At 74.5% G+C, this 23,921-nt stretch carries 16 protein-coding genes and 1 pseudogene; 7 read left to right on the forward strand and 10 right to left on the reverse strand.

The annotated features are described in order from the left end of the window. Positions 1-229 precede the first annotated feature (229 nt). Complete coding sequence (aspS, locus tag HA073_RS14410; RefSeq protein ID WP_166456623.1) at positions 230-1,516, reverse strand: aspartate--tRNA(Asn) ligase; 1,287 nt, start codon at positions 1,514-1,516, stop codon at positions 230-232. Positions 1,517-1,873: 357 nt separating this feature from the next. Between aspS and lipA the strand changes: the two genes are divergently transcribed. Then, the gene (gene lipA, locus HA073_RS14415; protein ID WP_166456624.1) at positions 1,874-2,920 is read left to right on the forward strand and encodes a lipoyl synthase; all 1,047 of its coding nucleotides are present in this window, start codon (positions 1,874-1,876) and stop codon (positions 2,918-2,920) included. A gap of 60 nt (positions 2,921-2,980) precedes the next feature. Then, the gene (locus tag HA073_RS14420) at positions 2,981-4,621 is read left to right on the forward strand and encodes a DUF423 domain-containing protein (protein WP_240925766.1); all 1,641 of its coding nucleotides are present in this window, start codon (positions 2,981-2,983) and stop codon (positions 4,619-4,621) included. On the opposite strand, the gene HA073_RS14425 is transcribed toward HA073_RS14420, so the two are convergent. Both HA073_RS14425 and HA073_RS14430 read right to left on the reverse strand, forming a co-directional pair. Then, entirely contained in the window at positions 4,603-7,524 is a 2,922-nt protein-coding gene (locus HA073_RS14425; protein ID WP_309228020.1) for an AAA family ATPase, read from the reverse strand. The two genes, HA073_RS14420 and HA073_RS14425, sit on opposite strands and share 19 nt — an antisense overlap. A gap of 113 nt (positions 7,525-7,637) precedes the next feature. Next, the gene (locus HA073_RS14430; RefSeq protein ID WP_166456627.1) at positions 7,638-7,808 is read right to left on the reverse strand and encodes a hypothetical protein; all 171 of its coding nucleotides are present in this window, start codon (positions 7,806-7,808) and stop codon (positions 7,638-7,640) included. A 215-nt stretch (positions 7,809-8,023) separates the two neighbouring features. On the opposite strand from HA073_RS14430, the gene HA073_RS14435 reads away from it, so the two are divergent. Beyond that, positions 8,024-8,713, forward strand: coding sequence for a DUF4191 domain-containing protein (locus HA073_RS14435; protein WP_043329318.1), 690 nt, complete (start codon positions 8,024-8,026; stop codon positions 8,711-8,713). Positions 8,714-8,773: 60 nt separating this feature from the next. On the opposite strand, the gene HA073_RS30325 is transcribed toward HA073_RS14435, so the two are convergent. Then, positions 8,774-9,175: an RDD family protein gene (locus tag HA073_RS30325; RefSeq protein ID WP_375336234.1), complete on the reverse strand. Its 402-nt coding sequence runs from the start codon at positions 9,173-9,175 to the stop codon at positions 8,774-8,776. A 183-nt stretch (positions 9,176-9,358) separates the two neighbouring features. Between HA073_RS30325 and glnA the strand changes: the two genes are divergently transcribed. Next, positions 9,359-10,783 (forward strand): type I glutamate--ammonia ligase, encoded by a 1,425-nt coding sequence (gene glnA, locus HA073_RS14445; RefSeq protein WP_043329312.1) that lies wholly within the window; start codon positions 9,359-9,361, stop codon positions 10,781-10,783. A gap of 58 nt (positions 10,784-10,841) precedes the next feature. On the opposite strand, the gene mptB (HA073_RS14450) is transcribed toward glnA, so the two are convergent. Then, positions 10,842-12,329 (reverse strand): polyprenol phosphomannose-dependent alpha 1,6 mannosyltransferase MptB, encoded by a 1,488-nt coding sequence (gene mptB, locus HA073_RS14450; RefSeq protein ID WP_166456629.1) that lies wholly within the window; start codon positions 12,327-12,329, stop codon positions 10,842-10,844. An 11-nt stretch (positions 12,330-12,340) separates the two neighbouring features. Beyond that, the gene (gene mptB / locus HA073_RS14455) at positions 12,341-13,744 is read right to left on the reverse strand and encodes a polyprenol phosphomannose-dependent alpha 1,6 mannosyltransferase MptB (RefSeq protein ID WP_176722833.1); all 1,404 of its coding nucleotides are present in this window, start codon (positions 13,742-13,744) and stop codon (positions 12,341-12,343) included. A 45-nt stretch (positions 13,745-13,789) separates the two neighbouring features. Here mptB (HA073_RS14455) and HA073_RS31250 point away from each other — a divergent pair. Further along, positions 13,790-14,728, forward strand: a pseudogene (locus tag HA073_RS31250) (hypothetical protein); the annotation flags it as partial. Positions 14,729-15,826: 1,098 nt separating this feature from the next. Here HA073_RS31250 and HA073_RS14465 read toward each other — a convergent pair. Together HA073_RS14465 and HA073_RS14470 are read right to left on the reverse strand one after the other, a co-directional pair. Further along, positions 15,827-18,850 (reverse strand): bifunctional [glutamine synthetase] adenylyltransferase/[glutamine synthetase]-adenylyl-L-tyrosine phosphorylase, encoded by a 3,024-nt coding sequence (locus HA073_RS14465; RefSeq protein ID WP_166456631.1) that lies wholly within the window; start codon positions 18,848-18,850, stop codon positions 15,827-15,829. A 2-nt stretch (positions 18,851-18,852) separates the two neighbouring features. Beyond that, positions 18,853-19,620: a type 1 glutamine amidotransferase gene (locus HA073_RS14470; RefSeq protein WP_030504183.1), complete on the reverse strand. Its 768-nt coding sequence runs from the start codon at positions 19,618-19,620 to the stop codon at positions 18,853-18,855. Between the two features lie 113 nt (positions 19,621-19,733). Here HA073_RS14470 and HA073_RS14475 point away from each other — a divergent pair, with 113 nt between their 5' ends. Next, entirely contained in the window at positions 19,734-20,609 is an 876-nt protein-coding gene (locus HA073_RS14475; protein ID WP_205797432.1) for an LD-carboxypeptidase, read from the forward strand. Positions 20,610-20,682: 73 nt separating this feature from the next. On the opposite strand, the gene HA073_RS14480 is transcribed toward HA073_RS14475, so the two are convergent. Beyond that, a complete protein-coding gene (locus HA073_RS14480; protein ID WP_166456632.1) occupies positions 20,683-21,579 on the reverse strand; it encodes a virginiamycin B lyase in 897 nt (298 codons plus the stop codon). Between the two features lie 181 nt (positions 21,580-21,760). Between HA073_RS14480 and HA073_RS14485 the strand changes: the two genes are divergently transcribed. Then, complete coding sequence (locus HA073_RS14485; RefSeq protein ID WP_043329298.1) at positions 21,761-22,252, forward strand: hypothetical protein; 492 nt, start codon at positions 21,761-21,763, stop codon at positions 22,250-22,252. Positions 22,253-22,423: 171 nt separating this feature from the next. On the opposite strand, the gene HA073_RS14490 is transcribed toward HA073_RS14485, so the two are convergent. Continuing rightward, on the reverse strand, positions 22,424-23,782 hold the full coding sequence (locus HA073_RS14490) for a M28 family peptidase (protein ID WP_240925767.1): 1,359 nt from the start codon (positions 23,780-23,782) through the stop codon (positions 22,424-22,426). Positions 23,783-23,921: the final 139 nt, after the last annotated feature.

The following is a 23,921-nucleotide window of genomic DNA, read 5'->3' on the forward strand; positions in this document are numbered from 1 at the left end:
CCGAGGGCCTCTCGACCGCCCCGCAACAACCCTCACCGAGAGTGACCACTAGGCCGAGCGATCTCTCGTCACGCTCAGTGGCAGATCCGAACCGATTCCGGAGGTCGGCGGCGAGACCGCCGACCCGATGCCGAGCCCGCGCCCGCCATCGGGGTCGGAACCGGGACCGGCTAGGAGCGAGCCCGCCGCCGCGGACCGGCACGGAGCAAGCCGCGCGAGGGCGCAGCCGTCAGGGCGTGAGGCGGTGCAGGTCGCGCGGGAAGGCGGTCACCTCCCGGACGTTCGCCGCGCCCGTCAGCCGCGCGACGAACCGCTCCAGCCCGATCGCGAACCCGCCGTGCGGCGGCATGCCGTGCCGGAACGCGTCCACGTACCCGGCGTACGGCTCGACCGGCTCGCCGCGCGCCGCCAGCGCGGCCAGGTAGTCGGCGTGCCGGTGCAGGCGCTGCCCGCCGGTGACCAGCTCCACGCCGCGGAACAGCAGGTCGAAACCGTTCGAGTACGCGGGCCGCGCCGGGTCCGGGTGGGTGTAGAAGGGGCGCTTCGCCATCGGATAGCCGGTGACGAAGAGGAAGTCGCTGCCGTGCTCGCGGAGCGCCCACTCCCCCAGCGCCCGCTCGTGCGCCGGGGCCAGATCGGGTTCGGAAGGCGGCGCGCCGGCGATCGTCAACGCCTCGGTGAAGTGCACCGCCGGGATCTCGGCCAGTACCTCCGGCGCCGTCACGCCGAGCGTGGCCAGCGCGCCGTCCGCCCGGTCGGCGACTGTCGCCACCATCCCGGCCAGGGTGTCCCGCAGCACCGCCATCACGTCCCGGTGGTCGGCCACGAACCCCAGCTCGACGTCGAGCGACGTGTACTGGGCCAGGTGCCGTGCGGTGTCGTGCGGCTCGGCGCGGAACACCGGCCCGACCTCGTACACGCGCTCGAAGACGCCCACCATGAGCTGCTTGTAGAACTGCGGCGACTGGGCCAGGTAGGCGGGACGGCCGAACCAGTCCAGCGCGAACACGTTCGCCCCGCTCTCGGTGGACGAGGCGACCACCTTCGGCGTGTGCACCTCGACGAAGCCCTGCCCGTCGAGCGTGGCCCGGAAGCCGGACACGGCCGCCGCCGAGATCCGCAGCGCGGCGGATCGGCTCGGGTGCCGCAGCGCGACCGGCGCGTGGTCGAGCTGGGTGGACAGGCCGGCCGTCAGCACCGGCCGGTACAGGTCGAACGGGGGCGGGACGGCGGGCGGCCCGAGCGGACGTACCGTCGGCTCGACGACCTCGACCCCGGCGGGCGCGGCCGGGTTCGCGACCACCGTGCCGACCACCTCGACGACCGTCTCCTCGGTGAGCGCCTCGACCTGCGCGCGCACGGCGGGCGCGGTGACCACCACCTGGGCGAGCCCGCCGCCGTCGCGGAGGACCAGGAAGGCCACCGACTTGAGCAGCCGGCGGCGGTGGACCCAGCCGGCGAGCCGCACGGTGGCGCCCACATGGGCGGGGAGTTGGGAGGACAGGATGCGTTGCACGACGACTACCTCCTTGACCAATCGCAACGCGATCCCCAGGGAGGTGTGGGCGAGCGGGAACCTCGCGGTGCCACCACACCTTCGCTCCCGCCGGGGCGGGAGCCTCGTTCGTCGCCTTTTCACCGGGGCCGGCCGGGCGGGCTCTACTGGGCGCACAGGCGCTGTTCTTCCCGCAGCTCGGGAGGGTCTTCACGGCCCGGCGCCAGACCGCCTCGCAGCAACCGGCGGCTCTCTCGACTGGCGGATCGGTCCGTTACTCGGCTCCGTCACAGCTCTGCCCGGCACGCTAGCACCGGGCGCCTCGCGGTGTGACCGGGATTTTTGGCCCTTCGTGTCCGGTGTCACAGCGATTCCGGGGTGACGGCGGTCGCCCGCCGTTCATCGACCGGCGCCGACCGGCGTACGCTCGGTTTTGTGACGATCGAGCAATCCGCGCCGACGACTGAGCAGCCCGCGCGCCCCGCGACGGTCGCCCCGGAGGGGCGGCGCATGCTGCGGATCGAGGCACGCAACGCCGAGACGCCGATCGAGCGCAAGCCGCCGTGGATCAAGGTCAAGGCCAAGATGGGCCCGGAGTACACCCAGTTGCGCGGGCTCGTCTCGCGCGAGGGGCTGCACACCGTGTGCCAGGAGGCCGGCTGCCCCAACATCTACGAGTGCTGGGAGGACCGGGAGGCCACCTTCCTCATCGGTGGTGACCAGTGCACCCGGCGCTGCGACTTCTGTCAGATCGACACCGGAAAGCCGGCCGAGTTCGACGCCGACGAGCCGCGGCGCGTCGCCGAGTCGGTCGCCGCGATGGGTCTGCGTTACGCGACCATCACCGGTGTCGCCCGCGACGACCTGCCCGACGGTGGCGCCTGGCTCTACGCCGAGACGGTCCGGCAGATCCACGCGCTGCAGTCCGGCTGCGGTGTCGAGCTGCTGATCCCCGACTTCAACGCCGTACCCGAGCAGCTCGCCGAGGTGTTCGGCTCGCGGCCCGAGGTGCTGGCGCACAACGTGGAGACGGTGCCGCGCATCTTCAAGCGGATCCGCCCGGCGTTCCGCTACGAGCGTTCGCTCGACGTGATCCGCCAGGCCCGCGCCGACGGCCTGGTCACCAAGAGCAACCTCATCCTGGGCATGGGCGAGGAGCGCGCCGAGGTGTCCCAGGCGCTGCGCGACCTGCACGAGGCGGGCTGCGAGCTGATCACCATCACGCAGTACCTGCGTCCCTCCCCCCGGCACCACCCGGTCACCCGCTGGGTCAAGCCGGAGGAGTTCGTCGAGCTGCGCGAGGAGGCCGAGGAGATCGGCTTCGCGGGCGTGATGAGCGGCCCGCTGGTCCGTTCGTCGTACCGCGCGGGCCGCCTCTACCAGCAGGCGCTCGACGCCCGCCGGGAGGTCGTCGCCGCCGGCTGAGGCCGGCCGTCGACCGCGTCACCCGCCGCCGGCCGCCCGCCGGATGCCATGATCACAGGCATGACCGCCGGGGTACGCGAGGAGCCACGCGAGACCGTGCGCTCCCGTACGCCCCGGCGGCTGCCGTTACCGACGCTGCTCGCCGTGCTCGTCGGGTTCGCCGCTGTGGGCTACCGGCTGGCGCTGCTGTTCGCCGACGTGCCGCCCACCAACAGCGACGAGGCGACGATGGGGCTGGCCGCCCTGCACATCGCCCGCGGCGACAGCTTCCCGGTTTGGTTCTACGGCCAGGCGTACATGGGCACGCTGGAGGCGTACCTGGCCGCGCCGCTGATCGCGCTGGCCGGACCGTCGGTGCTCGTGCTGCGGCTGCCCACGCTGGCGTTGTACGCGTTGTTCCTGCTGCTGTCCTGGCGGCTGACCCGGCGGCTCGGCGGTGACCGCTGGTACGCCCTGCTGGTCGTCGCCGTGCTGGCGCTCGGCGCGGACCGGGTGGTGAAGAACCAGCTCATCGCCGGTGGCGGCTATCCGGAGCTGAACCCGGCCGGCGCGGCGCTGGCGCTGCTCACCGTCGGGCTCTGCGTGACCGGGGCGGGCGCACGGCTGCCCCGCTGGGCGGCCTGGGGGCTGATCGCCGGAGTGCTGCTCTGGGTGGACCCACTGATCCTGCCGTACGTGCTGACGCTCGGCGCGCTGCTGGTGGCGTGGCGGTGGCGGGAACTGGCCGGGCGGGCCGGCGTGGTGCTGGCCGGGGCGCTGCTGCTGGGCGCGGCCCCGATGCTGGTGGACAGCCTCCGGCACGGCCGCAACCCGGTGAGCGCGGTGCTGGCGGCCGGTGGCACGGGCGCTGCCGCGGACTGGGCCGACCGGCTGTACGGCGGGCTGGTGCTCGGGCCGCCGCTGGCGATGGGCTTCTGCTCGCCCGGCCGGTGCGCCACCTGGCAGCTCTGGTGGGCGCTCGCGTTCCCGCTGCTGTTGCTGCTCGCCGCGTTCACCGCGTGGCACACCCTGCGACGAACCTGGGGCGGTCCACGCTCGGTGGAGCGGGTGTCGGCCGGGGTGCGGCTGGCGCTGCTCGGCGGCGCGGCCGGGGTCCTCGCCGCCTACGCGGTCAGCAACGCGGCCGGGCGGACGCCGATCGAGAGCAGCCGGTACCTGTCGTGCCTGGCGGTGGCGGTGCCCGCCCTGCTCTGGCCACTGTGGCAGGCCGTCCGCCCACTCGCCGAGGTGGAGTCGATCAAGGCGGCCGGCGAACGGGCGGCCGGGGCTAGGGCCCGCGTGGCGGGTGTCGGGGCGGTGGCGGTACTCGCAGGTGTGCTCGGAACCGGCGCGGCGACCACAGTGGAGGTGATCCGGGCGGCCCCGGCCGTGCACGCCGAGGCCGACCGGCACCGCTCGCTCGTGGACACGCTCGGCGCGCTCGGCGTCCGGCACGTGCGCGGCGGCTACTGGACGTGCAACCGGCTCACCTACGCCACCGGCGAGAACGTGCTCTGCGCCGTGGTCGAGGACGACCTGCGCCCCGGATTCGACCGGCTGCCCGCGTACCGGCGGGAGGTGGCCGCCGACCCGGACGCCGCCTGGGTGGCGCTCGCCGGCTCGCCGCTGGCCGCCCGGCTGGACGCGCGCCTCGGCCCCGAACCGGGCGCGCTCGACGTCGTCACGGTCGCCGGCTGGCGGATCTACCTGCCACGCCGCTGACGCAGGCCCGGTGGCGGGTCGAGCAGACCGAGGCGGTGGGCCAGCGCGGCGGCCTCCACCCGGTTGGTCACGTCCAGCTTGGCGATGATCCGGGACACGTGCACGCTCGCCGTCTTCGGCGAGATGAACAGCCGCTCGGCGATGCGGCTGTTGCTGTGCCCCTCGGCCACCAGCCGCAGCACCTCCCGTTCCCGGCTGGTCAGCAGGTCCGGCCCGGGTCGCCCGGTGCCGCGCAGCCCGACCCGGCGGGCCAGCGTCGCCGCCTGCTCGCCCAGCGGGGTGGCGCCGAGCCGGGCGGCCACCTCGACCGTCTCCCGTACCGCGGCGGCCACGTCGTCCCGCTCGCCCGCCGCGGCGGCCGCCTCGGCCAGCCCGAGCAGCGCCCGGCCCAGCGGGTACGGCTGCCCGGCCGTCCGCCACGCCGCCACCGCCGCCCGCCACTGCGCGAGCGCCCCGGCGGGACCGGTGGGCGCGAGCCCGGCCAGGACGGCGGTGACGTGCGCCGCGTACGCCTGTTCGGCCGGATGCCGGGCGGGCAGCGCGGCGGCCCTGGTGGACACGTCGGCGGCGAGCGTCGCGTCACCGGTCAGCGCGGCGGTACGCGCCACCGCGCCGAGCACCGGCCAGCCCTCGCGCGGCAGGTCGGCCAGGTGCGGGTCGGCCAGGGCGGCGCGCGCCGCGCGTACCGCTTCCAGCTTGTCGTCGGCGGCGAGTGCGGCCTCGACGCGCAGCTCGTGCAGCGGCAGCCGGTGGTTGGGCCACAGGTAGGGGCGGCTGAGGAACGCCAGCGCCCGCCCGACGACCTCGTCGGCGGCGGGGTGGGCGCGGGCCAGGTGCAGCCCGGCGCGCAGTTGCAGCCAGTGCAGACCGGAGACGCCCGGCGGGTCGATGCGGGCCGCCTCGGCGCAGGTGGCGTCCGCCTCGTCCCAGCGGCCCAGCGCGATCAGCGCCTCGGCCCGGTTCGACAGCAGGTACGCCCCGATCGAGCGGCTGATGCCGACCCGGCGTGCCTCGCTCACCCCGGCCGCGGCCGCCTGTTCGGACTCGTCGTAGCGGCCCAGCCCGTAGAGCACGTCGGAGAGGAAGACCAGCGCGCTGACCAGGGCCCACGAGTCACCGGCGGCACGGGCCCGCGCCTCGACCCGGCGCAGCTCGGCCAGCCCGCGCTCCGGCGTGCCGTCGAGGCGGTGCAGCAGGGCGATCCGGGTGGGCAGCAGCACCAGGTCGGTGCCGACCTCGGACGCGCCGGCCGCGGCTTCGGCGGCCACCGTGGCGGCCTCGCGCGGGTCGACCTTCATCAGGTGCGACGCGATGTCGGCCAGCACGGCGAACCGTTCCGGGCCGTCGGGGGCGCCGGCCGCCAGCCGGTACGCCTCGCGCAGCTCAGCCGCGCCGTCGCTCTTGCCGAGCAGCGCGAACAGCCGGCCCCGGTGGTCGAGCAGGCGGGCGGCGCGCAGCGGTTCGGCGTCGGAGTCGACCTCGGCCAGCGCGGCCCGGGTGAGCGTGAGCGCCCGGCTGAGGTCACCGGCGGTGACCGCGGCGATGAGCGTGTCCTCCAGTACCCGCAGGTGGTCCATGCCGAGCCGGTCCGCGGCGTCGGGCACCTGCTCCCACAGTTCGAGGACGCGCTCCAGCAGCCGGCTCTGCTCGGCGTACGCGTACCGTTCGGCGGCTGCCTCGGCGGCGACCCGGGCGGCGGTGAGCGCGCGCGGGTGGTCGTGCGCCGCGTACCAGTGGTGGGCGATCTCGGCCGGGGCGCGACCGGCGGCGACCAGGTGGGGTTGGGCCTCGATCGCGGCGGCGTACCGGGCGTGCAGCCGGGCGTGCTCGCCGGGCAGCAGGTCGTCGTGCACCGCCTCGCGGACCAGCGCGTGCCGGAACTCGTAGTCGCCGTCCGGGTCGGCCACCACGAGCTGACCGGCGACGGCGGCGCGCAGCGCGTCCTCCAGTTCGGCCTCGGGCAGGCCGGCCACCTCGGCGAGCAGCTGGTGGGCGAAGCGGGTGCCGCCGGCGGCGGCGATCCGCAGCACCCGCTGGGCCGGCTCGGGCAGCCGGTCGACGCGGGCCAGCAGCAGGTCGCGCAGCGTCTCCGGGATGGTGGCGCAGCCGACCGGGCCACCGGCGGCGGCCAGCTCCTCGATGAAGAACGGGTTGCCCTGGGTGCGCTCGTGCACGTCGTCCACGGTCCGGGCGAACTGCTCGACACCGAGCAGGTCGGCGAGCACGGCGGCGGTGCCGTCGCGGTCGAGGCGGCCCAGCTCGATCCGGTCCACGCCGCGGACCCGGTCCAGCTCGGCGAGGAACGGCCGCAGCGGGTGCCCGCGGTGCAGCTCGTCGGTGCGGTACGTGCAGACCACCAGCAGGCGGGTGGCGCGGGCGGCCCGCACCAGGAAGCCGATCAGGTCGCGGGTGGAGCGGTCGGCCCAGTGCAGGTCCTCGATCACCAGCACCAGCGGGCGTTCCTCGGCGATGCGCCGGAACAGGTCGGCGACCAGGTCGAACAGGTAGCCGCGCGGGGTGTCGGCGAGGGCCGGCCCGGCGGGCGCGGCGACGCCTGCGGGCATCCGGGCCAGCTCGGGCAGCAGCCGGGCGAACTCCGCCTCGTAGCCGGCGAAGGCGGCCGGCCCGTCGTGGCGCAGCACGTCGCGCAGCGCGGCCGCGAACGGGGCGAACGGCAGGCCGGCCTCGCCCAGTTCCAGGCACTGGCCGACCAGCAGCCGCGCCCCGGCGGTGTGGACGTGCGTGCCGAACTCCTCCAGCAGCCGGGTCTTGCCGACCCCGGCCTCGCCGCCCACGAGCACGGTCGTCGGGTCGCCGGAGCGTGCCCGGGCCAGCGCGTCGCCGAGCACTGTCAGCTCGGGCCGGCGGCCGACGAGGACGGTGCTGGCGGCGCGTACTGTCACGCCGTCGAGCATGCCACGGCCCCCCGACGGCCTCGCCTGGCCGATCGGGCGGTCGGTGGCCGCCGGCCCGGCCGCCCCCGTGACGGCCGGACCGGCGACGACCGCCGGCGCGGTCACCGGCGGGCGTCGGTGATGCGGGCGTGGTGCTGTCGGCGGCTCAGCCAGCCGCGCGGGTGCCGTCGGGGCAGCGACCGGGCCAGCCGGTCCTGCGCCGCGTCGGCCTGCAGTTCGGAGGCGTGGCTGCGGTGGATGCTCAGGATGAACTCCGCGTCGTTGCCGAACATGTCGGATCTCCCTGTCGTGGGTCTGTCGTCGCTGTCGAGATCCACTTTTCGCGCGAAGGTGCCCCCGGCACATGGGTACGCCGCCTGATCTTTGCCCCCGCCGCCTCCTTACCTGAGGGCCGACGAGGGGCCGCGCGGCCGTAAGGTACTCAGCCCGCTCCGGAAGAGGCGGCCACGGATCAACGTGACGTGCGCCGACCACTAGACTCTGCGGCATGGCAAAGCCCCAGGAGAAGGTCTCGTTCGGCCAGCGGCTGAAGCAGATCGGGATGGTGTTCCGGTTCACCGCCAAGCAGGACAAGTGGTTCGCGCCGCTGACGGCGGCGGCGGTGCTGATCCCGCTCGCGCTCACCGTGGTCGCGGTGATCGCCTGGGGCTGGATCTGGCTGCCGATCGGCATCCTGCTCGCCCTGCTGGCCGTGCTGATCGTGCTCAACCTGCGCTCCAACAAGGCGATGATGAACGCCGCCGAGGGGCAGCCGGGCGCGGCGGCGCAGATCATGGAGAGCATGCGCGGCGACTGGCGGGTCACCCCGGCGGTCAGCTCCACCACGCAGATGGACATGGTGCACCTGGTGGTGGGCCGCCAGGGCGTGATCCTGCTGGCCGAGGGGAACCCGCAGCGTGTGCGTGGCCTGCTCGGCCAGGAGAAGCGCCGGCTGGCGAAGGTGATCGGCACGGCGCCGCTGCACGACTACGTGATCGGGCAGGGCGAGGGTGAGCTGCCGGTCCGCAAGCTGCGGATGACGCTGATGCGGCTGCCCCGCGCCCTGTCCCCGAAGGACGTCAACGCCCTCGACAAGCGGCTCAAGGCGCTGACCGCGCGGCCGCAGATGCCCAAGGGCGCGGTCCCGAAGAACATGCGGCCGCCGCGTGGCGCGTTCCGGCAGACCCGGGGTCGCTGACCTTCGGCGTACGCGAGAAGGAGCCGGTCCCGTGCGGGGCCGGCTCCTTTCTTGTGCGGGTCAGCGGCGCGGGGCGTCGGTGACGACGGCGCCGGCGAGCCGGTCGTGCAGGCCGCGCTTGTGCTCGTCCATGAGCAGGGCCGGCACGACGAGGGCCAGCAGGAATCCGCGCAGCAGCCCGCGGAGCAGCCCGATCCGGCCGCCGTCGGCCCAGGCGACGCAGCGCAGCCGGGTCAGGTACATGCCGGGGGTCTGGGCGAACAGGCCGATGAAGAAGCCGTACTCCAGGATCAGCACCAGGACCGGCGGCCAGCCGTCGCGGACCGGGTCGGAGAAGGCCCGGGCGACCATCAGGCACAGCACCCAGTCGATGATCAGGGCGCCGAATCGGCGGCCGAGGCTGGGCGGGGTGAAAGCGGGGTCGGCGGCGGGCGGCACCGGTGTGGCGGCGGTATCGGTCACAGCGGCCAGGGTAGCGCCGCCGCAACCCCTGACGAAAAATCCGACATTCGCCACCAGAGCGTGCCGGAGTGACGCTCCGCAAGCGACGTAACACGGCGGAAACAGACGAGACACGGCCGGGCAACCCCCCGGCCATAGCGTCGCCAGTAGTTAGCTACCGGAGTGGACCTGCCAGGAGGACGTGTGTTCGCCAATTCCGAGGAACTCCTGCGATACCTCGCCAACGAGGACGTGAAGTTCGTCGACGTACGTTTCTGTGACCTGCCCGGCGTGATGCAGCACTTCAACCTGCCGGTCGAGTCGTTCGACGACAGCGTGTTCACCGACGGCCTCGCCTTCGACGGCTCCTCGATCCGCGGGTTCCAGGCCATCCACGAGTCCGACATGCTCCTGCTGCCGGACGTCGCCACCGCCTTCATCGACCCGTTCCGCACGCAGAAGACCCTCGCGCTGAACTTCTTCATCCACGACCCGTTCACCCGCGAGGCCTACTCCCGCGACCCCCGCAACGTCGCCAAGAAGGCCGAGGCCTACCTCGCCGCCAGCGGCATCGCCGACACCGCGTACTTCGGCGCGGAGGCGGAGTTCTACATCTTCGACTCCATCCGCCACGAAACCTCCGCCCACCAGTCGTTCTACTACATCGACTCGATCGAGGGCGCCTGGAACAGCGGCCGGATCGAAGAGGGCGGCAACCGCGGCTACAAGACCGCCTACAAGGGCGGCTACTTCCCGGTGCCCCCGGTGGACCACTACGCCGACCTGCGTGACCGGATCGTGCGGCGCCTCGTCGACGGCGGCTTCACCGTCGAGCGTTCGCACCACGAGGTCGGCACCGCCGGCCAGTCGGAGATCAACTACAAGTTCTCCACGCTGCTGCACGCCGCCGACCAGCTCCAGCTGTTCAAGTACATCGTCAAGAACGAGACCTGGGCCGCCGGCAAGACCGCGACGTTCATGCCCAAGCCGCTGTTCGGTGACAACGGCTCCGGCATGCACACCCACCAGAGCCTCTGGCGCGGCGGCGAACCGCTGTTCTACGACGAGACCGGCTACGCCGGCCTGTCCGACACCGCCCGCTGGTACATCGGCGGCCTGCTGCACCACGCCCCGTCGCTGCTGGCCTTCACCAACCCGACGGTGAACTCCTACCGTCGTCTGGTGCCGGGCTTCGAGGCCCCGGTGAACCTGGTCTACTCGCAGCGCAACCGCTCCGCCTGCACCCGCATCCCGGTCACCGGCAGCAACCCGAAGGCCAAGCGCGTCGAGTTCCGGGTGCCGGACCCGTCCAGCAACCCGTACCTGGCGTTCTCCGCGATGATGATGGCCGGCCTGGACGGCATCAAGAACAAGATCGAGCCGCCGGCGCCGATCGACAAGGACCTCTACGACCTCCCGCCGGAGGAGTGGGGCGACGTCAAGCAGGTCCCGGGTTCGCTGCCGGAGGTGCTCACCGCGCTCGAGGCCGACCACGACTACCTGCTCGACGGCGGCGTGTTCACGCCGGACCTGATCTCGACCTGGGTCGAGTGGAAGCGGGCCAACGAGGTCGACCCGGTGCGCCTGCGCCCGACCCCGCACGAGTTCGCGATGTACTTCGACTGCTGAGCGCTCTCGTCAGCACCGGCCGGGCCGGCTCCGCGATGGCGGAGCCGGCCCGGCCGTTTCACGCGGCTCGGCGGCGCAGTGCCGCCCGGACGCAGGCCACCGCGACGACCACCACCAGCACCGTCATCAGCACCGCGCCGGGCGCCTTGGTGAACCGGGCCAGGTTGGTGCCGTCGGGCAGCGTGAGCAGCGAGACCGCCGCGCAGGGGGCCACGAACCACACCTCCCGGGCCAGCGGCACCGCCGCGACCGCGAGCAGCGTCAGCGGCCAGATCGCGTACCAGGGGTGGAAGACCGGCGCGAGCAGCACGGTGGCGGCGAGCGCCAGTCCCGCGCCGAGCAGCGCCACCCGGGGCCGGGCCACTGTCAGCCGGGCCACCCGCTGCCGGCTGTCGTTGAGCCGCCGCAGCGTCGTCCACGCCCGCCACCAGAGCGCCGCCAGCAGCCCGGCCAGCAGCGCCAGCGCGACCGTCCGGACCACCGGCACGGCCGAGGGCCGCCGCCCGGCCAGTTCACCGGCGTAGTCGATGACGAACCCGATCGCGGTGGGCGGTGAGGTCCACTGCTGCGAGTCGCCGCTGTGGCCGAGTCCGCCGATCCAGCCCAGCCCGAGGCCGGTGGCGAGTGAGACGACGAGCAGCGTGCCGAGCACCGACGCGGCCAGTTGCCCGCCGTCGCGCAGCAGCGCCCGCCAGGTGTAGCGGCCGAGCACGGCGGCGAGCGCCGCGAACGGCAGCGCGACGACCGCCACCGCCTTCACCGCCACGGCCAGGCCGAGCAGCACCCCGGCGACCAGCAGCGCGCGCGGTTTGCCCGGCAGGCGGACCAGCACCAGCAGGCCGAGCAGGAGCAGGCCGAGCGCGAGCGCGTCGTTGTGCGCGCCGGCCACCAGGTGGATCCCGACCAGCGGGCAGGCGAGCACCAGCCAGGCGGCCCGGCGGGTGGGCACGCCGGCGGCCCGGGCCAGGCCGGGCAGGCAGAGCGCGGCCAGCAGCACCCCGGCCACCGCTATCAGCCGCAGCGCCACGACGGTCCCGATCAGGCCGCCGGCGGCGAGGACGGCGAGCCCGGCCAGCAGCACGAAGAACGGCCCGTACGGCGCCGGGGTGTCCCGCCAGATCGGCGACACCGAGTCGGTCCACGGGCAGCCGGCCGCCGCGACCCCCACCCGGTACGGGCTGAGGCCCTGCGTCCACGTCCAGCCCTGGCAGGCGTACGAGTAGACGTCGCGGCTGCCGATCGGCGGCGCGGCGAGCAGCGGCAGCGACCAGAGCCCGGCGGTCACGTACGCCCACCGGCCGGACGGCGCGCCCCACCGCAGCGACCACCAGGCGCCGACCAGCAGCAGCGTCCCGGCCAGCCAGCAGCCGAGCGTCAGCGGCCCGTTCGGGGCCGCCCAGATCGCGGCGAGCGTGCTGCGCGGGGGCGGGCCGGGCAGCGCGCCGCCGAGCCACCCGGCGACGGTGAGCAGTACCGCCCCGGCGAGACCGGCGTAGCGGGCGACGGCGGCGGCGATCGGCCGGACCGGTCCGTCGACCTCGCTCACCGGCACACTCCTCAGTCCGCGGGAACCGGCTGCCGGCCCTTGCGAGCCGACCGTACCAACCAGACGACCACGCCGATCACGAACAGCGTCATCAGCGGCGCACCGGGCATCTTGCTGTACCGGGCCAGCCCGGTGCCGTCGGCGAGCACCAGGAACGACGACACCACCGTGACGATCGAGAACCAGAGCGTGCGGTGCCCGGTGGCGGCCAGCACCGCCAGCGGCCACAGCCAGTACCAGGGGTGGAACAGCGGGGACAGCGCGACAGTGGCGGTCAGCGCCAGCCCGGCGTGCCAGAACGGCTCACCGCGACGCAACGAGCGGAACCACAGCCAGATCAGCACCCCGACCAGCACGACCATGCCGATCGCCCGGGTCACCGGCAGCGCGTCGACGTGCACCCCGAACGGCGCCAGCAGATAGCCGACCGTCTGCCCCACCGCGGTCGGCGGCGACGTCCAGGCCACCACCAGGCTGCCCTGCTCCAGCCCGCTGATGAACCCCAGCCCCAGGCCGGAGACGAGCGTCACCCCGGCCAGCGCCACGAGCGATCCGCCGACCACCCACCCGCCGTCGCGGACCAGCGACCTGATCCGGTACGCCCCGACGATGGCGGCGAGCGCGGCGAACGGCATCACGACCAGCGCGGTGACCTTGACGGCGGCTGCCAGTCCGAGCAGCGCCCCACCGGCGAGCAGCGGCCAGGGCCGCCCCGGCCGGGCCGCCACCACCGCGAGCCCGGCCACGAGCAGGCCGATCATCAGCGCGTCGTTGTGCGCGCCGGATATCAGGTGCACGGGCACCAGCGGGCTGGCCAGCGCCAGCCACAGCGCCCGCCGCGGCGGCACCCCGCAGCGGCGGGCCAGCACCGGCAGCGCCCACGCGGTGAGCGCCACCCCGGCCACGGCGAGCAGCCGGAACAGCGCGACCGCGCCGAGCAGCGACCCGGTCGCCTCCACCACCGCACCGGCGAGCAGCACGAACAGCGGCCCGTACGGCGCCGGGGTGTCCCGCCAGATGTAGGAGATGGTGTCCAGCCAGGGGCAGGGCAGCGCCGACACGCCCTGCTCGTAGGGGTTGATCCCGGCCGAGAAACTGGCGCCCTGGCAGGCGTACGCGTACACGTCCCGGCTGCCCAGCGGCGGCGCGACGAGCATCGGCAGCAGCCACAGCGCCACTGTGACCAGCACCCAGCGCGACGACGGCACCCGGTCCCGCAACGACCACCACGCCCACGCCAGCAGCCCGGTGCCGACCAGCCACAACCCGATGATCAGCGGCCCGTTCGGGCCCTGCCAGATGCTGACCGGGGTGGGACGCAACTCGCCGTCGGGCAGGGCGCCGCCGAGGAACGCGGCCACGGCGAGCAGCACCGAACCCGCCAGGCCGATCCAACGCGAGAGGTGGTGAGGCACGCCCGACATGCTGCCAGTACGGTGGTTCGCGATCAGGAGGTGGGCATGCGGGGTGGTCGGGTGGTGGCGGTGTCCGCCGCGTTCGCGCTCGTCCTCGCCGTGCTCCACCTCACGCTGCCGGTCACCGGCTCGGACCTGTCCGCCCAGGTCGCCCGCGCCGACTTCTTCGCCGCGCATCCGTCCGCCCTGGTCGACCTGCGCTGGTACGGCGGCGTGCACCCGTGGGGCTACAGCCTCGTCTCGCCGCCGCTGATGGCGCTGCTCGGCGTACGCGTCACCGGCGCGCTGGCCCTGCTCGCCTCCGCCGCCGCGTTCGCCGCCCTGCTGGTGCGGACCCGGGTGCCCCGACCGCTGCTCGGCAGCCTGGTCGGCGTGGTCACGATCGCCGGCAACCTGGTCTCCGGCCGGGTCACGTACGCCCTCGGCGTCGCGTTCGGCCTGGCCGCGCTGCTCGCGCTCACCGTGCCCGCCCGACGTGGAGCCGCCGTCGACGCCTCCGGCACCGGTGCCGGTGCGGCCGGTGCCGCTGCTGGTCCGGCCGGCCCCGGCGCGCCGGCCTCCCCCGTCGGCATCTGGGCGGGCCGGAGCGTCTGGGCGGCCGTCGCCGCCGTTGTCGCCGCGCTGCTCGCCTCCGCGGCCAGCCCGGTGGCCGGGCTGTTCGTCGGGCTCGCCGGCGTCGCGCTGCTGCTGAGCCGCCGGTACGCCGACGGCCTGCTGCTCGCCGTACCCGCGGCCGGACCGCTCGCCGTGACCGGGCTGCTGTTCGGCGAGGGTGGCTGGATGAACATCAGCCGCACCGACACCGTGCACGCCGTGGTGACGAGCCTGCTGGTCGCGGCGCTCGTGACGTACCGGCCGGTGCGGGTGGGCGCGCTGCTGTCCGCGGCCGGGGTGCTGGCGTCGGCGTTGCTGCCCACCCCGGTCGGGCTGAACGCCACCCGCCTGGTGGTGATGTTCGCGCTGCCGCTGCTGGCCGCCGCGGCGACGCCACCGGCGAGGCTGGGCATCCCCCGGTTGCCCCGGACCGCCGGTGCGGCCGGGCTGGCCGCGCTGCTCGCGGTCGTCTGCTGGTGGCAGCCGCCGGTGGTCACCGCCGACCTGCGCAGCGCCGACGATCCGACGGCCGAGCCGGCGTACTACGCGCCGCTGCGCGCGGAACTGGCCCGGCGCGGGCTCACCGGACGGGTGGAGGTGCCGCCGACCCGCAACTACTGGGAGGCGGCCCGGATGGGCGAGGTGCCACTGGCCCGGGGCTGGCTTCGCCAGGCCGACATCGACCGCAATCCGCTGTTCTTCACCACGGTGCCCGGCGCGGACGGCACCGGCATTCCGCTGACCCCCGTCACCTACCGGGACTGGCTGGCCGACAACGCGGTGCAGTACGTGGCAGTGCCCGACGCCGAGTTCTCCTGGGTGGGGCGATCCGAGGCGGAGCTGGTGGAGACGGGCCTGCCGTACCTGACCGAGGTCTGGTCGGACCGGCACTGGAAGCTGTACGCGGTGGCCGAGCCCACCCCGGTCGTCGGCGCGCCGGGTGAGCTGATCAGCCAGGACGGCGCCTCGATCACCTTCCGCGCCCCCGCCCCCGGCCCGATCCCGATCCGGGTCCGCCACGATCGCTGGCTGACCGCCTCAGGCGGCGCCGAAGTCACCCAAGACGGCAAGTGGACAACGGTGACGGTCCCCCGAGAGGGCACCTACACCCTCACAAGCTGATCCCGGCGGAGATCTTGGTACGAAATGGCCCCCATAGGGGCCGTTCCCTACCAAGATCTCTCGGCTTTCCTGAGATTCGGAAAGCATTTCTCGCGTGTCGGGACCAGCAGCGGCAGCGGAGGCGAGGGCGGCCATCGAGGTCCCGGCATCCCGTGGCACCGGGCTGGACCGCCTCGCCCTCTGACCGCCTCCCCGCTGCCGACGACAGGCGACGCAGCTAGGCATTACAGCTAGGGCCGCAAGTGCAAGATCGACGTTGGGACCGGGCGGGGCGAGGTCGAGGGCGGGACGGGGCACGGCCGACGTGAACAAGGCCGAGGGCCGGGCAGGCGCAGCCTAACCAAGAGGCGTGGGCGGGCGCAGGGCCTAGAGGGGGGACTCCAGGATGCGCTGGACGACCGTGCGGGAGTGGCGGCCGGTTCGCAGGTACTCGTCGAGGAACTCGCCCTGGTCCTCGCGCCCCAGCAGCCGCACCACCCCGGCCAGCTCCACCCCGTGCCGGGGCAACTGGTCCCCCGCCCGGCCGCGTACCAGCATCAACGCGTCGCGCACCTCGGCCGCGAGCGTCCAGCCGGCGGCCAGCTCGGCGGCGTCGGTGGCGTCGAGCAGGCCGGCGTCGCGGGCGGCGGTCAGGGCGTCGAGCGTACGGGTGCCGCGCAGCTCGGGGATCCGGCCGGCGTACCGGAGCTGAAGCAGCTGCACGGCCCACTCGACGTCGGCGAGCCCGCCCCGGCCCAGCTTGGTGTGGGTGGCCGGGTCGGCGCCCCGGGGCAGCCGCTCGGTTTCCACCCGCGCCTTGATCCGGCGGATCTCGATGACCTGCTCGCGGGTCAGCCCGTCGGCCGGGTAGCGCACCGGCTCGATCATCGCCTCGAACTCGGCGCCCAGGTCGGCGTCGCCGCAGACGAACCGGGCCCGCAGCAGCGCCTGCGCCTCCCACACCCGCGACCAGCGCGCGTAGTACTGCGCGTACGCGGCGAGGCTGCGTACCAGCGGGCCCTGCCGGCCCTCGGGGCGCAGGTCGGCGTCCACACCGAGCGGCGGGTCGGGGGCGGGCGCGGACAGCAGCCGGCGCAACTCCTCGGCGATGGCCTGCGCCGCCGCGCTCGCGGTGCTCTCGTCCACGCCGGGCGGCGGGTCGTAGACGAACAGCACGTCGGCGTCGGAGAGGTAGTTGGACTCGTACCCCCCGAGCCGGCCCATGCCGATCACCGCGAAGCGCAGGCCGGGCGGTCCGGGGTGGACGGTACGGGCGGCGCGCAGCGCGGCGGCCAGCGTGGCGTCGGTGACGTGGGACAGCGCGGTGCCCACCGCCGTCACGTCGACCACCGTGGGCCGCCGCTCGCCGCCGCCGACCGGGCGCGGGGTGAGCGGCGCGAGTGAGCCGGCGCGGCTGAGCACGTCGGCGGCGGCGATGCGGACCAGTTCCCGGCGGCGCAGCGCACGGACCGCCCGGATCGCCTCGACCGGGTCGTCGTGCCGGGCAGCGGCCGCGGCGAACCCGTCGACGAGCGTCTCGCGCGGGCGCGGGGTCAGTTCGCTGTCCTCGGCGAGCAGCCGCAGCGCCTCCGGCTCGCGGGACAGCATGTCGGCCGCGTACCGGGACGAGGAGAGCACCCGGGCCAGGCGGCGCGCCACCGGGCCGGAGTCGCGCAGCAGGCGCAGGTACCACGGGGTGCTGCCGAGCTTGTCGGACACCTGCCGGTAGTTGAGCAGACCTCGGTCCGGCTCGGGGGCGTCGGCGAACTCGTCCAGCAGCACCGGCAGCAGCGTGCGCTGGATCGCGGCGGTACGGCTGACGCCGCCGGTGAGCGCCTGCAGGTGCCGCAGCGCGCCGGCCGGGTCGGCGAAGCCGAGCACCTCCAGCCGGTGCCGGGCCGCCTCTGGCGTGAGCCGCAGCCCTTCGGCCGGGACCCGGGCGACCGATTCCAGCAGCGGCCGGTAGAGCAGTTTGGCGTGCAGCCGGCGTACCTCGGTGGCGTGGGTGACCCACTCGGCGCGGAACTCCTCGACGGCGCTGCGGCCCGGCGTGGCCGCGTAGCCGAGCGCGGCGGCGAGCCAGCGCAGCGCGGCCGGTTCGGTCGGCACGGTGTGGGTGCGGCGCAGGGCCTGGAGCTGGAGCCGGTGCTCGACGGCGCGCAGGAAGCGGTAGCCGCGCAGCAGCGCCTCCCCGTCGGCGCGGCCCACGTAGCCGCCGGCCACGAGCGCGCGCAGCGCCGGCACGGTGCCCGGCACCCGCAGCGACTCGTCGCCCCGGCCGTGCACGAGCTGGAGCAGCTGGACGGCGAACTCGATGTCGCGCAGCCCGCCCGGACCGCGCTTGATCTCGCGTTCCAGCTCCTTGGGCGGCACGTTGTCGAGGATCTTGCGGCGCATGGACCGGACGTCCTCGACCGCCTCGGGCCGTTCGGCGGCGGTCCACACGAGCGGGGCGAGCGCCTCGATCCACTCCCGGGCCAGCTCCAGGTCACCGGCGGCCGGGCGGGCCTTGAGCAGCGCCTGGAACTCCCAGGTGCGGGCCCAGCGCTTGTAGTAGGCGAGGTGGCTGGCGAGCGTGCGGACCAGCGGGCCCCGGTTGCCCTCGGGGCGCAGCGCCGCGTCGACCGGCCAGGCCACCAGTCCGCAGATCTGGATCAGCCGGGTGGCGATCTGGGTGGCGGCGGGCAGGTCGTCGTCGGTGGCGGAGACGAAGATGACGTCGACGTCGGAGACGTAGTTCAGCTCGTCGCCACCGCACTTGCCCATCGCCACCACGGCCAGGCGGGGGCGCGGCGTGCCCTCGGGCAGCTCGTCGGCGGCGATGTCGTAGGCGGCGGCCAGCGTGGCGTCGGCCAGCCCGGACAGCGCCGCCATGGTCTGCTCCAGGCCGCGCCCGCCGGTCAGGTCGGCCGCCGCGATCCGTAGCAGCGCGAGACGGTACGCCTGCCGCAGCAGCGGGACCGCGCCGGTCATGGTGGTGAGCCGGGCGGCCACGCTCAGGTCGAGCCGCCCGTCCGCGGTGGGGGCGAGCCCGTCCGGCTCGGTGGCCAGCACCGCCCACTGCCCCGGGTTGGCGACCAGGTGGTCGCCGAGCGCGGAGGAGGCGCCGAGCACCGCGATCAGGCGGCGGCGCAGCCCGGGGTCGGCGGCCAGCGCGTCGCGTACGGCCACCTCGTCGCCGGAGCGCCGCTCGGACTCGACCAGCCGGTGCAGCTGACGCAGCGCCAGATCGGGGTCGGCGGCGCGGGACAGCGCGGCGAGCAGTTCGGCGGCGCGTTCGTCGGCCGGCTCCTGCGTCTGGGGCCGCCACAGGTCGAGCCCGTCCGGGCCGAGCAGGTCGGCGGCGCGCGTGGCGCCGTCCCCCTCGGCGAATCCGTAGCGGGCCAGGCGCCCGCGGGCCGGCCGGGTCACCGTCAGGCCCCGAGCAGCGGCAGGCTGCGGCGCGGGTTGTCGTCGCCGAGTTCGCCGAGCGCGAGCGCGGCGAACCGGATCGCGAACGGCTGCCACGCCTCCTCGACGTCGGCCATCACCCGGTCGCAGGCGGCCACCACCAGTTCCGGGTCGTAGTCCAGCTCGGCCAGCACCGCCGAGTCGCGGGACCACTCGGCGATCATCGCGGTGTCGCACTCGATGTGGAACTGCAGGCCCCAGGCCCGGTCGCCGAGGCGGAACGCCTGGTGCGGGTAGCGGGTGGACGCGGCCAGCAGCGTCGCGCCGTGCGGCAGCTCGGTGATCTCGTCGGCGTGCCACTGGAGCACGTCGGGCATCAGCGGCACGTACCGGAACAGCGGATCGTCCTCGGCGGCGTCGCGCCGGCCCACCAGGGCCGGGCCGATCTCCGGCCCGGACGGGCTGCGCTCGACCAGGCCGGCGTGCGCGGTGGCGAGCAGTTGCGCGCCGAGGCAGATCGCGAGCGTGGGCACCCGCTGGCGGACCGCCTTGCGCAGCAGCCCCTCCAGCGCCGGGAACCAGGGCGCGCCGGGGGCGCCGTCGGACCCCGGGTACGCCTGCTGGTCGCCGCCGAGCACCACCAGCGCGGCGTATCCCTCCAGGTCGGCGGGGAGCGCGTCACCGGCGTGCGGACGCAGCACGCGCAGTTCCAGGCCCCCTTCGGTGAGCCACTCCCCCAGGCGGCGGAGGTCGTCGGTCGGGTCGTTCTCGATCACCAGCGCGGTCGCCACGACGTCGAGGCTAACCGGTGCGGCCGACAGGGCACGGTCCGGCAGGCCCTAGGCTCGCGATCGTGCCCGACGACTGCCTGCGCCCACCGGCCCTGCGTCCCGGCGACGCGGTGATGCTGGTGTCCCCGTCCGGACCGACCCGTCCCGAGCGGGTGGCCCGTGGCATCGAACTGCTCACCGGCTGGGGGCTGCGTCCGGTGCCCGCGCCGAACGCGTACGCCCGGCGCGGTTACCTGGCCGGCGACGACGCGCTGCGGGCCGCGGACCTGAACGCGGCGTTCGCCGACCCGGAGATCCGTGGGGTGATCTGCACGCGGGGCGGCTACGGCGCGCAGCGGGTGGTGGACCTGATCGACATGGCGGCGGTACGCCGGGACCCGAAGGTGGTGGCCGGGTTCTCCGACATCACCGCGTTGCAGTTCGCGCTCTGGCGGGGCGCCCGCCTGGCCGGGGTGCACGGGCCGGGGGCGGCGTGGCGGGACGAGCGCACGCCGCTGCGCTCGGCGGAGTCGCTGCACGCCGCGCTGACCAGCGCCGAGCCGGTGACGGTGGCGGCGGTCGAGGCGGAGGAGACGTACCCGGTGCGGGTGCCCGGCCGGGCCGAGGGCCGGCTGATCGGCGGCAACCTGTGCCTGATCACCGCGTCGATCGGCACGCCGGACATGCCGGACCTGACCGGTGCGATCCTGCTGGTCGAGGAGGTGCAGGAGCCGCCGTACAAGATCGACCGGATGCTCACCCACCTGCGTCGCTGCGGCGCGCTGGACGGGATCGCCGGGGTGGCGGTGGGCCAGTTCACCGAGTGCGCGGACGGCTGGGACACCACTGTCGTGGACGTGCTCACCGACCGCCTGGGCGACCTGGGCGTTCCGGTGCTCGGCGGCCTGCCCGTCGGCCACGGCCCCGACCAGCTCACCGTCCCGGTGAACACCCCCGCGGTCCTGGACGCCACCACAGGCACCCTGACGGTGACCGCCGCCGTCCGCTGAAGCCGAGGCCGAGGCCCGGCGATCATGAAGTTAGCGGCAGTTCAAAGATCCACAACTGCCGCCAACCTCATGATCAACGCGGCGCGGGCGGGGTGAGGTGGGCTACCGCGCCGATCTCCAGGGCTGCCCAGACCGTGCCGTCGGGGGTGACCGTGAGGCCATGGGGCTCCGACGCGGGGGTGGGCAGATCGTGGGCGGTGATGTGGCCGTCGGGGTCGAGGTGGGCGATGCGGTTGGCGCCCCACTCGGTGAACCAGCAGCCGCCGGCCGGGTCGGCGACGATCGCGTGCGGGCGTGCCGCGCGGTCCGGCAGCGGGAACTCGTCGATCCGCCCGTCCGGCGTGATCCGGCCGACCTGCCCGGCGGCGATCTCGACGAACCAGAGCGCGCCGTCGACACCCCGGGTGATGCCGACCGGCCCGGCCGCCTCGGTGGGCAGCGGATGCAGCGTCACCGATCCGTCCAGGTCGATCCGGGCGATCGCGTTCGCCTGGTTGAGCGTGAGCCAGAGCGCGTCGTCCGGGCCGGCCGCGAGCATCGACGGGAAGCCCTTCTCCACCGGCAGCGGGACGGACGTCACCTCCCCGTCGACGCTCACCCGGCCGACCGTGTCGTCGTTCATGCCGGCGTACCAGAGCGCGCCGTCCGGGCCCACCGCCAGCCCGCACGGGCCGCAGCCGGGCGGCAGCGCCACCGAGCCGGTCTCGCCGTCGACGGTGATCCGGCCGAGCCGGTCGTCGCCCGAGCGGGTGTACCAGAGCGCGCCGTCGGGGCCGCCGACGATGATCAGCGGGCGGCTGCCGGGTGGGTCGTCGCGGTAGGTCCGCACCTCACCGTCGGGGCCGAGCCGGGCGACGCCGCCGGAGCCGGCCAGCGCCAGCCAGAGCGCGCCGTCGGACCCGACCGTGATCGAGTACGGGCCGGAGCCCGGCCCGGTGAGCGGGATCTCGCGGATGGCAGGCTGTGTCATGGCGTGGCCTTTCGTCGGGTTTCGCCCAGCCTCGCGGGCGCTCCGGCACACCGGCAACACGAATAAAACGGGCCTTCCGGACGGGATTGCCAGCCTGCTGACAGGTTCGCCACGGGTTGCCCTCAGTTCCGGGGCTCACTGTCGGTGACGTCATCGCACCACCACCGAACAGGAGAATCGCATGATCCGCACGATGTCGAAGAAGCACCTGCTGGCCGGCCTGGCCGCTGCCGGCGTGCTCGGCGTCGGGATCGCCGCCCCGACGGTGGCGCTCGCCGACGACAAGAACCCGAAGCCGTCCTCGAGCGCCAGCAGCACCGACCAGGGTGACGAACGCCGCCAGAAGCACGCCGACCGGCAGGCCGAGTTCGCCGAGGCGCTCGCCAAGGAGCTGGGCGTGTCGACCGACAAGGTCACCGCGGCGCTGGAGAAGCTGCACGAGCAGCGGCAGGGCGACCGCCCGGAGCGGCCGGAGCGGCCGTCGACCGAGGACCGGCAGGCCGCGCTGAAGGAGCGCCTGGACCAGGCCGTCACCGACGGCAAGCTCACCCAGGAGCAGGCCGACGCGGTGCTCAAGGCCGCCGAGGCGGGCGTGTTCCCGGGTGGCCCCGGCCACGACGGCAAGGGCGGCCCGCACGGCGAGCGCGGCAAGGGCGGCCCGGACGGCAAGTGACCGCACGGCCACGCCGTTTCCCGCCGGCCGGCCCTCCTCGTGACCGGCGCCGGCGAGGCCACCGCCTGACACCAGGCGGGCGGGACAGAGGCGCCGCACCGGGACTCCCCGGTGCGGCGCCGGTCGCCGTCCCCGTGACACCGCGGCCGGCGGCACGGGGACGGCAGTAAATCAGCGAGCTGTCGCGTACGCGGCGCAGCCGATCAGTTCGAGGGAGACCTGGAGTCGCTCGAGGCTGATGTTCTTGGCGATGGTGTCCTCCGGGGTGTGGTACGGCGGCTCCAGCAGCGCCGGGCTCGTCTCACCCCGCCAGGAGAAGTTGGCGCTGGCGATGCCGACCTCCTGGAAGGACTGGTGGTCGCTGGAGCCGCGCTGCGTCACCGGCGACATCCGCGGGTCGTAGCCGAGGCGTACACCGGCGGCGGCCACCTCGTCGGTGGCCCGGTTGGACTGGCCGGTGAAGGACAGCAGCCAGTAGAGGGTGGCCGGGTCCCAGCTCGTGGCGACCATGTCGTTCTGGTACACCGCCAGGAAGCGGTCCCGCTCGGCCTGCGGGAGCTGCCGGACGTGGTGACGCGAGCCGAGCAGGCCCTGCTCCTCCGAGCCCCACAGCGCGAACCGCAGGGTGGCGTCGACCGGGATCGCCTTCATCACCCGGGCCAGTTCGAGGCAGAGCACCGTGCCGGAACCGTCGTCGTTGGCGCCGGGGGCGCCGATGACAGTGTCGTAGTGGGCGCTGACCATGACGACCGGCCCGTTCGCGCCGGACCGCCCGACCCGCTCCGCGACGACGTTGTGGGACGCCAGGTTGCGGTGCGCGACGGTGGAGATCGTGAGCGTGAGCCGCCCGGCCGCGAGCAGGGCACGCAGCCGCTCCTTCTGTGCCTGCGCGACGCCGACCACCGGGATCGGCACCGGCGTGCCCGCCGAGCCCGGCAGGGTCGGCGAGAACGCGCTGCTGCGCCGGGGCGGCACCCCGTCGGCGGCGAGGAACACCACGGCGGCCGCGCCGCGCGCCACAGCGGTGGCGACCAACTGCTCGCGCCGGGCCGCCACGTAGTCGACGAGCACGATCTGGCCGGTTACGCTCGCCGGGTAGTTCTCTTCAGCACCCGCGCCCACGTCCACCACGTCACCCTGGACTGTGGTGTCCAGCGCGGCCTGCGGGGAGGCGCCGGCCTGCCAGTTCAGGTCGGTGGGCAGCCCGGCCGGCGAGGCGAGCTGGGCGAGGAACTTGTCCGCCACCGCGAACGGCTCCAGCCGAACCTGGTAGCCGAGGCGGTCGAGCTGCTTGGCGATGTAGTCGGCGGCACGCCGCTCCGAGGCGGTCCCGCCGATACGCGGCCCGATCTCCTCGCTGAGGACGCGCAGGTGCGCCAGCGCCCGCTCGGCCGAGACCTGGGCGATGATCTTGCGATCGTCCGACGTGAGCGCCGGCTTCCGGCTCGATCCGGGGCGCTTGTCGTCGGCCGCCCAGGCCGGCGCGGGCAGGGCCACGGTGGCGGCGCCACCGAGAGCGATGGTCAGCATGCGGCGTCGGTTCACAGTGGATCCGGTGATGTCCGTGGCGGGGGAAGAGGGGTGGCCGTCGTTGGTCATACGCTTCTCCTGACTGTGCGAGCCGACCGGCGTTGGCCGTCCGACTCGGAGGATCTTGAACATAACCCGA

The sequence above is a fragment of the Micromonospora sp. CMU55-4 genome, assembly GCF_011602315.1.
Classification (GTDB): domain Bacteria; phylum Actinomycetota; class Actinomycetes; order Mycobacteriales; family Micromonosporaceae; genus Micromonospora; species Micromonospora chalcea.

Coding starts and splice junctions, on each gene's coding strand:
- HA073_RS14420 (WP_240925766.1), top strand. CDS start 2,981: ATGACCGCCGGGGTACGCGAGGAGCCACGCGAGACCGTGCGCTCCCGT.
- HA073_RS14430 (WP_166456627.1), bottom strand. CDS start 7,808: ATGTTCGGCAACGACGCGGAGTTCATCCTGAGCATCCACCGCAGCCAC.
- HA073_RS14435 (WP_043329318.1), top strand. CDS start 8,024: ATGGCAAAGCCCCAGGAGAAGGTCTCGTTCGGCCAGCGGCTGAAGCAG.
- HA073_RS14475 (WP_205797432.1), top strand. CDS start 19,734: ATGCTGGTGTCCCCGTCCGGACCGACCCGTCCCGAGCGGGTGGCCCGT.
- HA073_RS14480 (WP_166456632.1), bottom strand. CDS start 21,579: ATGACACAGCCTGCCATCCGCGAGATCCCGCTCACCGGGCCGGGCTCC.
- HA073_RS14485 (WP_043329298.1), top strand. CDS start 21,761: ATGATCCGCACGATGTCGAAGAAGCACCTGCTGGCCGGCCTGGCCGCT.
- HA073_RS14490 (WP_240925767.1), bottom strand. CDS start 23,782: ATGCTGACCATCGCTCTCGGTGGCGCCGCCACCGTGGCCCTGCCCGCG.